The 13362-nt window shown below is 48.3% G+C and carries 10 protein-coding genes; 4 read left to right on the forward strand and 6 right to left on the reverse strand.

What is annotated here, in order from left to right; genetic code table 11:
- Positions 1 to 57 precede the first annotated feature (57 nt).
- Genes HV041_RS18395 through vgrG form a run of 5 tightly spaced genes read right to left on the reverse strand, consistent with a single transcriptional unit; the run spans position 58 to position 7141 of the window.
- The gene (locus HV041_RS18395) at positions 58 to 1464 is read right to left on the reverse strand and encodes a hypothetical protein (protein WP_121585344.1); all 1407 of its coding nucleotides are present in this window, start codon (positions 1462 to 1464) and stop codon (positions 58 to 60) included.
- On the reverse strand, positions 1461 to 1721 hold the full coding sequence (locus HV041_RS18400; protein WP_048213898.1) for a PAAR domain-containing protein: 261 nt from the start codon (positions 1719 to 1721) through the stop codon (positions 1461 to 1463). The genes HV041_RS18395 and HV041_RS18400 overlap by 4 nt, the downstream gene beginning before the upstream one ends.
- 1 nt (position 1722) lies before the next feature.
- Positions 1723 to 2502, reverse strand: coding sequence for a hypothetical protein (locus tag HV041_RS18405; protein ID WP_121585343.1), 780 nt, complete (start codon positions 2500 to 2502; stop codon positions 1723 to 1725).
- A 9-nt stretch (positions 2503 to 2511) separates the two neighbouring features.
- The gene (locus tag HV041_RS18410; protein WP_121585342.1) at positions 2512 to 4608 is read right to left on the reverse strand and encodes an alpha/beta hydrolase; all 2097 of its coding nucleotides are present in this window, start codon (positions 4606 to 4608) and stop codon (positions 2512 to 2514) included.
- Complete coding sequence (gene vgrG, locus HV041_RS18415; protein WP_121585341.1) at positions 4601 to 7141, reverse strand: type VI secretion system Vgr family protein; 2541 nt, start codon at positions 7139 to 7141, stop codon at positions 4601 to 4603. The genes HV041_RS18410 and vgrG overlap by 8 nt, the downstream gene beginning before the upstream one ends.
- Before the next feature lie 549 nt (positions 7142 to 7690).
- On the opposite strand from vgrG, the gene HV041_RS18420 reads away from it, so the two are divergent.
- The 3 genes from HV041_RS18420 to HV041_RS18430 are packed head-to-tail and all read left to right on the forward strand — an operon-like array spanning position 7691 to position 10250.
- Positions 7691 to 8374, forward strand: coding sequence for a D-lyxose/D-mannose family sugar isomerase (locus HV041_RS18420; RefSeq protein WP_101742848.1), 684 nt, complete (start codon positions 7691 to 7693; stop codon positions 8372 to 8374).
- Between the two features lie 14 nt (positions 8375 to 8388).
- The gene (locus tag HV041_RS18425; protein WP_182294254.1) at positions 8389 to 9249 is read left to right on the forward strand and encodes a ketose 1,6-bisphosphate aldolase; all 861 of its coding nucleotides are present in this window, start codon (positions 8389 to 8391) and stop codon (positions 9247 to 9249) included.
- Complete coding sequence (locus tag HV041_RS18430; RefSeq protein WP_121585340.1) at positions 9246 to 10250, forward strand: carbohydrate kinase family protein; 1005 nt, start codon at positions 9246 to 9248, stop codon at positions 10248 to 10250. The genes HV041_RS18425 and HV041_RS18430 overlap by 4 nt, the downstream gene beginning before the upstream one ends.
- 87 nt (positions 10251 to 10337) lie before the next feature.
- Here the strand turns inward: HV041_RS18430 and HV041_RS18435 are convergent, their stop codons facing one another.
- Positions 10338 to 11069, reverse strand: coding sequence for a response regulator transcription factor (locus HV041_RS18435; protein WP_121585339.1), 732 nt, complete (start codon positions 11067 to 11069; stop codon positions 10338 to 10340).
- A gap of 292 nt (positions 11070 to 11361) precedes the next feature.
- Between HV041_RS18435 and HV041_RS18440 the strand changes: the two genes are divergently transcribed.
- Positions 11362 to 13347, forward strand: coding sequence for an alkyl sulfatase dimerization domain-containing protein (locus tag HV041_RS18440; protein ID WP_121585338.1), 1986 nt, complete (start codon positions 11362 to 11364; stop codon positions 13345 to 13347).
- Positions 13348 to 13362: the final 15 nt, after the last annotated feature.

The raw sequence follows: 13362 nt of genomic DNA on the forward strand, positions 1-13362 counted from the left end.
CCCACGGTAAAGACAGTATAAGAAATTGAAGAATAAGCGCCCGTCAGGGCGCTTTCCTCATAAAAATGGAACATAGTAAATACCCATTTCCTGCTCAATTTTATCACTCACGAATATAGAAAAAAACAATACCGCTATAAAAATAACCAATATACCAACCACAAAAGGAACAATAGAATACCAGGGATGAATGTTGAAGGTTTCCTCTGACACTAAACAGAGATACCCAGTACACCATAAAATAATTGAGCATGCGGATATAATTTTCCAATAATTCGAGAAGTCTGCTATGTCAGGAGCAGGTTTACACCCTGGATATTTAGCCGCGATTATCCCGGATTGAATAGTATCTGCAGATTTACTGGCGAATAATTGGTGTCCTTGCCCGTATTTTGCAGCATCCGCAGCCAACGCTAATACGACCCAGCGCTGAACCTCAGAGCCTTTCCCGGTGACGGTTTCCAGATCATATATGCTATCAGGGAGAATGCCCGTTTTTGCATTTTCTATTGCACCAGATATTACGAATTTTGACTGTTTATCCAGCGAGTTGAACCATAACCTTTTAATTTTATCAATTACCACTTGCTGAGCGGAGAGATATGTATTCACTATTTCATCGAGATAATACGGTGTACTGTCCATCATGCGTAATAAATATAATGGTGTATCTTTACTTTCAAGGAACCTGTCATCGGTGAAAACAAATGCGTTTGCACTTTCAAAAAAATCAGAGTCATTTTCGCTGTGCAATTCAACTGTAACAATTAGATTATTTTCAAACATATTAAAACCAATCCAGTCGTTGATTAAATAATAATCAGGGCATTCATGGAGGATTTTTATTTCCCCAATTTTATCTTTGGGGACGCTCAAGCTTTCAAGCACCGTTTTGAAACTATTACCTATAGAGTCATCTGCTCCCTTAACATATAGCCAGGTCTTAAAGGGAGAATATTGTCTAACAAGAGAGTTTTTGAGTGGCTCGATCAACTGCCTTAGTACTTTATCAACTCTGATGTCATCCATAGAATCAACTTCAATAGCAATTCTTAACGGCGTTGCGGCGCCTGTAGGTGCCTCACCCTCTAGTTTTTGCATCTTTAGCGCCAGCTCTGATACTGGAAGAATTGATGAGTAATCTAAAAGAGGTAACGCCTGTCTGGCCCAATTTTGCCATCGATTCATACCATATTTTTCAAGGAAATCCGCATAACAAAATGGATAAGCTATAAAACAGTAAGCCATCCCTACAGCGCACCAGATCACTAATACTAGTATCAACGGGGTTGATAATGTAATCGATATCAATTCACCAGTAACTTTTTCTCCCTGCTGCCAATTTAATATACTGTATGTTGTAAAAACTAAAAATATACCAAAGCTAATGACCAGCATAGTAATCAGCGGAAATTTTCCTACATCCTGATACGGATTCTTGTTTGGTCTCTTCCATTTATTCATTTGCTTGTCCCCGCTGTTGGCAGTGTGGTTTTTATTGCACAACCGCATGCAGCCCTACACCCATCCACAACAACACCTCTACCGTCCATTGTCCAGGTTGGTTCAAAATCAAGTATGGGAAAGGTCCCTTTATGCGCAATACAAACAACAGTATCCCCCATTAAAGCGACGGGAATTCCCATAAACTTGCTACCAGAAGCTTTGTTCACATACCCACCGTTTTCCAGCGGGTCATTTAGTCTGATTACACCTTTCATATTATTTCCCTGCATCCATATCGCAGTACATCCGGGTCCAGCCCTTATAGCCCACCACTTCTGGTTCTTTGTCCGGCAGGTTTTGATAGTTGGCCTTATAGCCCTCCGTTAAATGGGCTAAGGATGCTTTCATAAACACCACCGTTCCCCAGGCGCGCCCAGGAGATTCAGGCCTCATATGGGCATTCACATACTCACCACTGGATTTATGTTTGCCAGGCCTGTAGAGATAATACGTATCATCGAAGTATTGATAATCTATACCCGGACCACCCGGCTTTAAACGCGGGTCGTCAAATGGGTATGAACTCATATATAAATGATTCTGCGCCGTGGTAATAAACGCCTGGTTATTGACCACCACCACTCTTTTTATTTCTTTTCCTTCCGGTCTGTCGACCATATTCCCATCTGAATTTATCTCCTGCCCCTGGAAGGGAGACATATACTTTGCTACCTGCCACGTTTGCCCGTAGTCTTTAGATATCAGATAAGCCGTTGGCTCCCAGTTTGGGATGAGTATATATTTATCGGAAGGGTGAATATAGGTTCCGGAGAAAATCCTGAAGGAAGCAAATCTGCCATCAATCAACTCTTTATGGATATTTTCTTTAATATCATGATACCAGAGCGCCCCCTCACAATAGAGGCCCTTTAGCTCCAGATACCGGTTATCATCGTAGCGATAAATTATCTGTGACGGCGCTTTTTTTGTACAGGCAGCGATAGCGCATAGCGAGAATGCTCCGATTATTATTTTTAACGCACTTCCTTTTTTCATAATTTATCCTTAAACGTTAAGTGGCTCTGGCATATCCCATTGCAGATTGGGAGTCTCGGTATTGTATATTTCATTATGTCTGGCAGGTTTAACCGTTGTTGAATGACAGAACTCGTTAACCACACCAAACTCCCCCTTTGGCAAGATGTCATTGGGTCTATTCATATAGGGTTTTGTATCTAAATCACTTAAAACACCACTGCTATAATAATTAACTGCATCCTGAAAACCATTAAGCTTCATACGCCAGTCCCCACGGCGCAGTAGTTTTACCCAGAACTCACCATTTTCTTGATCAAATGCCCTGCATATCCCCACCGCCAGATCGAAGGCCATCGCTTTCGCGGGGGCATCTTTCGACATAACAATAGAGGAATGCTGGCTGTAACCAACCTGTTCTGATTGCAGCCATTCTTTTTGCAGCTCATCCGGCGTTTTCTCATAAATAAGCTGCACGGTCTTATTGTATCCCCCGCCCAAGACAACGCCTTTGGTATAAGGCTTAGCATATTTTTTGGCGAACATCGCGAGTTCAGCGGGCGTTAATTCCTGACCCGGCTGTAAATAATCGAAACCTGCGCCGCTGAGATTTTTGAAATCTGTCTCAGTGCGCGCAATAACAGTGGCTTTTGCCGAAAATGAGATGTCCTGATCGGGTGAACCCGGTGTTATCGAATATTTATACTGACTTCCCGCGCCCTGTAACTGATGCCTGAAGGTAACGGGGAGCTGCTCGCCGTTAACAACCACATCCGCAAACGTATATTGTCTGGTCGCGCCCGTATCCTGATCAAAACAATCCTTTTCTAACGCCGGCATTTCAAAAGGGACGCTCAGCGGGCTGCCGCCTATTTCCGGACCATTTTCACAGAAAACCCGCTGGCGCAGATTGTCTATTCCGCTGGCAATGTTATGGGGGACTCCCCGCCAGCCCAAACCCTGGACGTTAAGTAATGAAACCACACTGTCATTGGGGCAAAAATAGTTATATACCTTGCCAAAGTTATTACGCGTATAGAGTTTATTCTGCCGCCACTGTGAATTGGTTTTACTCAGGCACAGCGCGCCTTCTAATTCATCAATCTCGGCCTGCGTGTGATATTCCCCCTTGCCGTATCTGGCGTTTGTCGCCATCAACTGACAGAAATTTTTAAACGTCTGCTGTCGGGCGCGATCCGTTTGATGATGTCCGGGCGTCATCCCTTCAGCAGCCGTTTTTTCCAGGGCGTAGGGAGAATGGTTGAGGATCACACAATCGGCGGGATCGGCACCTGCTGCTTTTACCAGCATATTGGCCAGCATGGTGATTATCGTTCCCTGGGAGTGCGCAATGATATTAATGGGATCGAATTGTGTTGCCGGTTCACTTCGAATCATCAGGATTAAATCAGCCAGCCGCTGCGCGGCAAAAAACTGATAAATACGGTGCGGATTATCATAAATAGGGTGCGTAAAATCCCCGGCATTCATATACAGTGATGCAAATCCTGCCGCACCGTTCGCCAGGCCGCCGGAGCCCGGCCCTAACATATCCGGAATAGTGGTTGTTGCATTGGCAAAGGTACCCCCGCCTTTGGCGTACACATCATCGAGAACATTACCGAAATTATCATTCTGATATTTCAACGTGGTTTGGGGAATATGCCCCAGCTTTTCCAGCTTTGCGTTGTCATCTTCCTGATAGGCGTTGTAAGGCAGTTTTGCGGCGTCTCCTGATTTAGCCCGTTCTTCGCGATAACGCCGCTGGTCTTCTATATATGTCGCATGATCGACGGGTTTATACCCCCAATAAAATGGAATTACCGGGCTGCGTCCGGGCATTTTTACATTCTGCTGCTCGCCATCGCCCATATCCATTTTGTACTGCTGCCATTCATGCGGATACATATCCGTGCGACCCATACGTTCATTCAGGCCAGCGATAATACCCTGCTCCTGATTCTGATAGGCCTCGCCCACATCGTTGACGCCATGAACAAGGATCACAATGCAGGGCATAGGATTTTTAACCGCCACTTCGCAGACGGCCATTTTTCCGCCGGTGGATTTAGGCACGCCTTGTACACCTGTCGCCACCACTCGCGGATTAAAGGGACTGTTACTCATTTGGCAAAATCTCCATTTTCATTTCATCCATTTCCGTCATATCCAGTAACGGCGTCATGCCTTCATCGTCGGTAACACCTTCAATGATTTCACCAGAGGCCTTAGTCAGTCTGAATTTTGTCTTTTTCAGAACATCGTCCGTATTTCCATAACCATGTAATTTAATGCGGCGGTGAAACTGGTCTTCCTGAAAGACGGGGGATTTATCTTTAACGGATTCCGGCCCGCTCCAGTCAAGCGTGGTGCCTTTCAACTGCACTTTGGCGGGAGAGAATATTTTTACTGAGCCATCTTCATTTATTCGAATGCCGCCCCCTCCACACAGCAACTGAATATTCTTTTTGGCGCTGATGGTCACATTGCCGTTCATACTTTGAATATGAAAATGCTTATCGGAAAGCAGGCCCATTTCGCCGCGCTGTGCCTGGACGGAAATATCATCTTTTGCGGCGATAATTTTGATCCCGATCGCTCTGCTGAAAAGCGATAAGCCCTGCCCGACGGCCATGGAGAGTTTCTTAAAAACGTTAAAACTGCCGTTGTTGGCCGCGTTCAGCGACAGATCTTTGCTTGCCGACAGCGCCATGGTTTCCGGTGTGAGCAGAGCCATACCGTGATCGGCATAGGCCACCAGCCCCGAGCGGGTGAGCTGTTGAAGCGCAGCGTTAAGCTGCTGCTGTTGCTCCATTTCAACGTTTAACGCTTGCGCCGTCAGGGCGCTTTGCTGAAGAGAAGTTGCCAGCACAAGGGCTGCCTGTAGCTGTTGAACAACTGCGTTCATGTCGAGCTGCTGACCCTGGGCTTTTGGCTGCGCCTCTGTCGTCAGCAATATTCCCTTTGCGGCCCTCAAAACTGCCCGATCATCGGTGCGCAGTTCTGCGCCTTCACCGCGCGGCTTACCACCCGCATCAACAAGATGACCCATATTCAGCTGGGTTTTAGCGTATTCGGTACTTAACTTGACGTGTTCCTGCCCTCGCCGATCCTCCATCCGTAGCTTATTGAGACCCGCAGTGCGGATGACGTTGCGGGTATTATTGCGGCTGGTGACGGGGTCCGGCTTTGGCGTATGATGCAGAGCATGGGCAATGAAAGGTCTTTCCGGATCGCCACCTTCAAACGCAATGGCAACCTCCGCACCCTGAATGAGTGGAAAGTGATGACCATAAGTATCGCCGGCATAAACTCGCGCCAGACGGACGGGCATGCTTTCATAGCCTTGCCTATGTTGGTCGAGGTCAAAATCAAACTTCACCCAATAGCGCCCCTGCAGATCGATGTGGGCATATTGGTCATTGTCTATTCGAGATGAAACAATTGCCGGAACCGTACCCGCGATACGCGGTCTGGGTAGCGGCTGCGGTCGAAAGCAAACGCGCTCATTGTAGGGAATACCGAACAGTTGGGATTGCAGGGCTGCATCACGCCTGCCCGTCACTCGCATTGCCGTTACCACAAAGCCCGAAGTGAACGCCTGCGGAATGGTACCGTCGATTTTAAGCACCATACCTGGCACGATCGATGGACTGGTGGTCACGCCGCTTAAAACGGACTGATTATTAAGAATAATTTCGTGATGCAGTTTGGCGTAGAACCAGCTTGATTCGCCTGGTTGTTCCTCCGCAAATTTCGATCCCGGCTGGTGATGAATATCCGCATAACGATAATCCACTCCATACGTCGTCGACGTTTGTTCAGCTCCCTCGGCATCAACATTGAGTATTAGCGAATTGGCAAGCCGATAGTCAAAGTTCTTTGCTTTAACGGCTGCGGAAACAACGTTGTGCTTTGATACCAGCTTATCGATCGAATAATCATTTGCTGTCAGACCCGCATGAGATGCATGCATAATCTTTTGATCGAAGATATACCGGCTTTGTGAATCGCTGAAGATAAGCACCATAATGTGCAGAACGGCATGATGATTTTCAATTCTGAACCAGATCCCAACTTCTGACAGGATGCGGCTGATAAACGCTAAATCTGACTCATCCCACTGGACGATCATTTCCCGGTTAGGATACATACAAACAAGATTATCAAAGTCGATTTCATAATCGGCAAAAGCATGTTCTTTGAGGATCTGCGTGACCAAATTCGGCACATTTATGTTCAGGTAAATAGCCGATCGCTTGCGTCGAGAGAGTAATGCAAGCTTATGCTCCAGCCTGATTTCGTACAGTGATTCATCCGCTGATGTGCTAATAAGCGAAAATGACGTAATGACGCCTTCAATTTGTCGTTCATATAGCCACATTTCAGAACCCTGAATATATTTACTCCAATTATGATTAGGTGCTCTGATTTTCAGCGAGCCTTCAATATTTAGAAGTGAATCAGGAGGGATGTTTTTTAGTTTTGATGTAAATGTAATCTTATAACTGTATGGTTTACTTAAATTTTCATGACCTTCAATTGTTTCAACATCAAGCCACCCTAACTTACCTTCGCCCCTTACGGAGAATAAATATTTATTTATACTCTCCTCTGAAACTATACCTTCCAGATTATAGAACCCTGAACCTTTTTTCATTATCGCATCCCTTGCCAAAAGAAAGTAATACATAAGAAATAAAGTCCAGTCAGCATATCAATAATAACTAAAAAAGGTTATTTTTTATTGAAAAAATCTGGAAGTGATTTAATTATTATTAGTCAAACACGTAATATAACCCTGGAATATAAATAAACGATTAACTGGCGAGATTTTATATTCAATGAAATTGATTTTTTAACAAAAAGATTTATAAAACGCCGCATTCGTTTTTTCACCGCGAGGCAACAATCCAGCGTTCATATCCAAATGGTTCCAGAAAACTGAGATGTGACTAAAAAAACGAACGCATTAACCCAATGATTTACAATAACATTTATGAAAATATTCTTTTCATTTATCATTTTATTGAATGAATCACACCACCCCATAAAAAAACACAATAAAATATAACGATTCCCTGTTCTGCTGTGAGGGAGAGGTAACCGGATGGTATCCCATTTGATCCATGGGAAAGCTTTTGATTTTCTCCCTCTCCCTTTGCGAGAGGGCCGCATAAAGGTCATCTTATCAGCCACAGGAGAATCAATGAAACGCTCCGCAATAAACGAGATCCTTGGCCACACGCGCCAGTTTTTCTCTCTGCACGACGTGCATCTCCCCCCTTTTGCCAGTTTCCCGCCGACCCAATGGCGCAAGCTTGATGCCGCTGCCTGGAGCGAAGTGTTCGACCTCAAGCTCGGTTGGGATGTCACCGCGTTCGGCGGCAACAATTTTTCCGCGCAAGGATTAACGCTGTTCACCCTGCGTAATGGTTCGCCGAAAGGCATGCCTTACGAGAAATGCTACGCCGAGAAAATCATGCATGTTCGCGATGCGCAGGTCACGCCGATGCATTTTCACTGGCGCAAACGCGAAGACATTATCAATCGCGGCGGCGGCAATCTGATTGTCGAACTGTGGAACGCCGGTATCAGAGAACAAACGGAGGACAGCGACGTCAATGTGGTCATTGATGGCTGCCGACAAACCCATGCCGCGGGCAGCCAACTACGCCTGACGCCGGGTGAGAGCATCTGCCTGCCGCCGGGCCTGTATCACAGCTTCTGGGCGGAAAAAGGTTTTGGCGACGTGCTGGTTGGCGAGGTCTCTTCTGTTAATGACGACGACCACGACAACCATTTTCTGCAACCGATTTCCCGCTACAACGACATTGAAGAAGACGAACCGGCGCTGCTGGTGCTGTGTAACGAATATCGCCTGTTCCGCTAACCAAGGAGCGCATTATGCCGTTGATATCTCTCGCCGATGGGCTTGCCCATGCCCGCGAGCACCGCTATGCCTTAGGGGCATTTAACGTTCTGGACTCACACTTCCTGTGTGCGCTGTTTGCCGCGGCAAAGCAGGAACGTTCGCCGTTTATCATCAATATCGCCGAAGTGCATTTTAAATATATCTCGCTGGATTCTCTGGTCGAAGCGGTCAAGTTCGAAGCCGCCAGACATGACATTCCGGTAGTGCTGAATCTTGACCACGGCCTGCACTTTGAGTCGGTGGTGCGAGCGTTACGCTTAGGTTTCAGCTCAGTGATGTTCGATGGATCCACGCTGGAATATGAAGAAAATATCCGTCAAACCCGCGAAGTGGTGAAGATGTGCCACGCTGTCGGCGTGTCTGTGGAAGCTGAACTGGGCGCAGTGGGCGGTGATGAGGGCGGCGCGCTGTACGGTCATGCCGACGAGTCGCTATTCACCGACCCGATGATGGCGCGTGATTTCGTCGACAGAACCGGTATTGATGCGCTGGCGGTCGCCATTGGCAATGCCCACGGCAAATATAAAGGCGAACCGGTGCTCGACTTCCCGCGTCTGGACGCCATTCGCCAGCAAGCGGCGATCCCGCTGGTACTGCACGGCGGTTCCGGCATCAGCGACGACGATTTCCGTCGGGCAATCGAGCTTGGCATTCACAAAATCAACTTTTATACGGGCATGTCGCAGGCGGCGCTGTCAGCAGTGGAGACGCGGATGGCGAATCGTCAGCCCTTGTACGACGAATTCGCCGAACTGCTGCTCAGCATTGAAGAGGCCATTACCGATACCGTTTCAGAACAGATGCGTATTTTTGGCAGCGCGGGGCAAATCTGATGGAACGTAAAGGCATTATCGCCGCAGGCAACATGCTGGTCGATCATGTACATCAGATTGTGCAGTGGCCGGAGCGCGGCTGGTTGGCAGAAATCACCCGTAGCGAACGCGCCACGGGCGGTGCGCCGCTGAACGTGCTGCTTACACTGGCAAAAATGCACACCGGATTGCCGCTGCAGGCGGTGGGCTTAATTGGCAAGGACAGCGATGGCGATTACATCATGGCGATGCTGGAACAGTATCACGTTAATCGCCAGCATGTTCAGCGCACAACATCAGCCCCTACGTCAATGTCGCAGGTGATGACCGACCCGGGCGGTCAGCGCACATTTTTTCATTCGCCCGGCGCAAATCGCCTGCTGGATCTGCCCGCTTTTGAGCAACTGGATACCTCGATGAAAATCTTCCATCTTGGCTATCTGCTGCTGCTCGACAGCCTGGACATGCCGGATGAAGAGTACGGCACGCGTAGCGCTCGGCTGCTGGCGCAAATGCGCGACAACGGCTTTGAAACATCGCTGGATCTGGTCTCACGCAAGGGCGACCCGCGCTACCAGCCGCTAGTGATGCCCGCCCTGCGCCATCTCGATTATCTGGTGATTAACGAGCTGGAAGCCGGAGAGTTCAGCGGGCTGGAGATCCGCCAGCCCAACGGCGAGCTGCATATCCCGCATATCGCTACCGCCGCGCGCGAATTATTGGGTGCAGGCGTACGCCAGCGGGTGGTTATTCACTGTCCGGAAGGTGCCTGGGGTGAAGCGCCGGATCTGCCGGGCGTCTGGATCCCATCGCAGTACCTGGCGCAGGAGGAGATCGTTGGCAGCGTCGGGGCGGGTGATGCGTTTTGCGCCGGATTTTTGTATGGCTGTCATGAGCGCTGGTCGCTGACGGACAGCGTCAGGTTGGCACACGCCTGTGCGCGGGCAAGCTTGCTGTGCGCCAATGCGATAGACGGCGCGAAGACGCTGGCAGAGTTAAAAGCCGGAATGGCTGTTGCCTGATGCGCTACGCTTATCAGGCCTACGAGGTCGTTATCGCTTTTGTCGGCCGGATAAGGCGTTTACGCCGCATCCAGCAACTGCACACGATCACGCCGCCTTATCGTGATGCTGCACGTCGGCGGCAAACACATAACCCAACCCGCGCAGGGTTTTGATCAACATCGGTTGATGCGGGTTAATCTCTATTTTTCGCCGCAAGCGCATGATTAACACGTCAATAGTGCGGTCAAACACCTCAACGCTGTCGCTGCGCGTCAGCTCCAGCAGTTGTTCCCGGCTCAGCACCCGGCGGGCATTTTGGGCCAGCGCCAACAGCAGGCTGTATTCCCCCTGCGTCAGGTCCACCTTCAATTGCTGAGGATTACGTAACTGACAACCTGCAGTGTCCAGATGCCAGCCATTAAAGGATAACCCCGTAGTTTGTGGGCCGCTGCTTTCGGGTGTTAACACACCGACGCGTCTGAGCACCGCCTTCACCCGCGCCACCAGCACCCGGGCATTGAAGGGTTTACCGATGTAATCGTCAGCGCCCATTTCCAGCCCGACCACCACATCCGACTCGCTACCAAGCCCGGTCAGCATCACCACCGGTAATCCGGGTCTCATCTTTTGCACCTGCTGCAGCACCATCAGACCGTTGATGTCGGGCAACATCATATCCAGCAATACCAGCGCGATCTCCGACTGAGTCTCAATGCAGCGCAACGCCTCCTGCCCGGTGTGACAAGCGGTCACCGCAAAGACGTGTTCGTTCAGCACATCCTGTAAAAGCGAGCAGACTGCCACGTCATCATCCACAACCAGAACAACGGGTTTCATCATTCGACTCCGTCCACTTCGTTATCATCTTATTGTGAGTAATATCAGGAGAAGTGAAAGAGCACACATGATCTATCTGATAAAAATATAATCCTTGTCACACTATTCAGTAAACATAATAGGTTTTCCTCTGCTCAGCACTTTGGGCACAAATACCTAATAAGAATAACTACGCAGATCACACTTCCTTTCTTTAAAATAAACCATTCGAACTTATGATAATGACAAAATTAAAGCAGCGACATTTACTATTTTAATAAATTCACAGTACATATGATAAATGGAGATTCATATGAATAAATCTCAGCCGTTCCGCCTGAGCAGGATTTTTATTGCATTGGTCGCGACTACCGGAATATTAGTTAATCCTGTATTTGCCAGTGAATCATCTCAACCAGCGTCACAATATACAAAGCAACAGAATCAGCGTTATTTAACATCATTACCTTTTGCCGATCGCCAGGATTTTGACGATGCGCAGCGTGGTTTTATCGCACCACTGCCTAACCAAGGTATTCTTAAAAATGCCGACGGAAAACCCTTTTATCGCGCAGAAGATTATAAGTTTGATATCAATGCCCCTGCACCAGAAACAGTAAACCCCAGCTTATGGCGACAGTCGCAGATCAACGGTATTTCAGGCTTGTTTAAAGTCACTGAACGGATGTATCAGGTACGCGGTCAGGATATCTCCAATATCACTTTTATCGAAGGTGATACAGGGATTATCGTTATCGACCCATTAGTTACCGCTGGGGCAGCAAAAGCCAGCCTGGGTCTCTACTATCAACATCGTCCGCAAAAACCGATTGTCGCCGTTATTTATACCCATAGTCATACCGATCACTATGGCGGTGTGAAAGGCATTGTCTCTGAAAATGACGTGATATCTGGCAAAGTGCAGATTATCGCCCCGGCAGGCTTTATGGAAGAAGCCATCAGCGAAAACGTATTGCTGGGTAATATTATGAGTCGCCGTGCTCTGTACTCCTACGGCTTGCTTCTGCCTCGTAACCCACAGGGTAATATCGGCAACGGTCTGGGTGTCACGCTGACAACAGGTCTGCCGACCATCATTGCCCCAACCCAATCAATCACCAAAACCGGTGAGAAAAAAGTCATCGACGGCCTGGAGTTCGACTTCCTGATGGCGCCAGGTAGCGAGGCGCCTTCCGAAATGCACTTATATATTCCGGCGCTCAAAGCCCTCTGTACGGCAGAAAATACGACGCACACGCTACATAACTTCTATACGCTACGCGGTGCAAAAACGCGCGATACCAGTAAGTGGACCGAGTATCTGAATGAAACGCTTGATATGTGGGGCAGCCAGGCAGAAGTGTTGTTTATGCCGCATACCTGGCCCGTCTGGGGTAATCAGCATATTAACGACTATATCGGTAAATATCGCGACACCATCAAGTATATCCACGATCAAACTCTGAATATGGCTAACCAAGGCTATACGATGAATGAGATTGGCAACATGATTCAACTACCACCAACGCTCGCCAATAACTGGGCCAGTCGTGGCTACTACGGTTCGGTCAACCATGACGCGCGTGCGGTTTACAACTTCTACCTCGGCTACTTCGACGGCAACCCGGCAAATCTGGACCCTTACGGACAGATTGATATGGGTAAACGCTACCTCAAAGCGCTGGGTGGCGCAAAACATACCATTGAGCTGGCTCAGGAAGCCTATGACAAGGGTGATTATCGCTGGACGTCAGAACTACTCAAACACGTGATTTCCGCTGAACCAGACAACCAGACGGCAAAGAATCTGCAAGCGAATGCGTTTGAACAACTGGGTTATCAAGCCGAATCCGCCACCTGGCGCGGTTTCTACCTCACCGGTGCGAAAGAACTACGTGAAGGCGTGCGTAAATTTACACACGGTACCACCAATTCACCGGACACCATCAAGGGCATGAGCGTAGAAATGCTGCTCGATTACATGGCCGTTCGTCTGGACAGTGAGAAAGCATCAGGTAAACACATCAGCCTGAACTTCAACCTGGACAAAGGCGAGAACCTGAATCTGACGCTCAACAACAGCGTGCTCAATCATCGTCAGACCCTGCTGCCAGATGCCGACACCTCATTCTATATCAGCCGTACAGATCTGCACGACGTGCTTACAGGCCAGGCGAAAATGAGCGATCTGGTACACGCGAAGAAAGTCAAAGTGATTGGTAAAGCCGCGAAGTTTGATGAAGTAATAGCGATGCTGGATCAATTTGATTTGTGGGTTAATGTCGTTACCCCCAATTAATAACAAGGCGCTTCC

Origin of the sequence: Citrobacter sp. RHBSTW-00029, from assembly GCF_014104295.1 — a bacterium.
GTDB lineage: Bacteria > Pseudomonadota > Gammaproteobacteria > Enterobacterales > Enterobacteriaceae > Citrobacter > Citrobacter youngae.

Excerpts from the sequence above, each read along its gene's own strand:
- HV041_RS18425 (WP_182294254.1), top strand. The coding sequence starts at position 8,389 with ATGCCGTTGATATCTCTCGCCGATGGGCTTGCCCATGCCCGCGAGCAC.
- vgrG (WP_121585341.1), bottom strand. The coding sequence starts at position 7,141 with ATGAAAAAAGGTTCAGGGTTCTATAATCTGGAAGGTATAGTTTCAGAG.
- HV041_RS18440 (WP_121585338.1), top strand. The coding sequence starts at position 11,362 with ATGAATAAATCTCAGCCGTTCCGCCTGAGCAGGATTTTTATTGCATTG.
- HV041_RS18405 (WP_121585343.1), bottom strand. The coding sequence starts at position 2,502 with ATGAAAAAAGGAAGTGCGTTAAAAATAATAATCGGAGCATTCTCGCTA.
- HV041_RS18420 (WP_101742848.1), top strand. The coding sequence starts at position 7,691 with ATGAAACGCTCCGCAATAAACGAGATCCTTGGCCACACGCGCCAGTTT.
- HV041_RS18400 (WP_048213898.1), bottom strand. The coding sequence starts at position 1,721 with ATGAAAGGTGTAATCAGACTAAATGACCCGCTGGAAAACGGTGGGTAT.
- HV041_RS18395 (WP_121585344.1), bottom strand. The coding sequence starts at position 1,464 with ATGAATAAATGGAAGAGACCAAACAAGAATCCGTATCAGGATGTAGGA.
- HV041_RS18410 (WP_121585342.1), bottom strand. The coding sequence starts at position 4,608 with ATGAGTAACAGTCCCTTTAATCCGCGAGTGGTGGCGACAGGTGTACAA.
- HV041_RS18435 (WP_121585339.1), bottom strand. The coding sequence starts at position 11,069 with ATGAAACCCGTTGTTCTGGTTGTGGATGATGACGTGGCAGTCTGCTCG.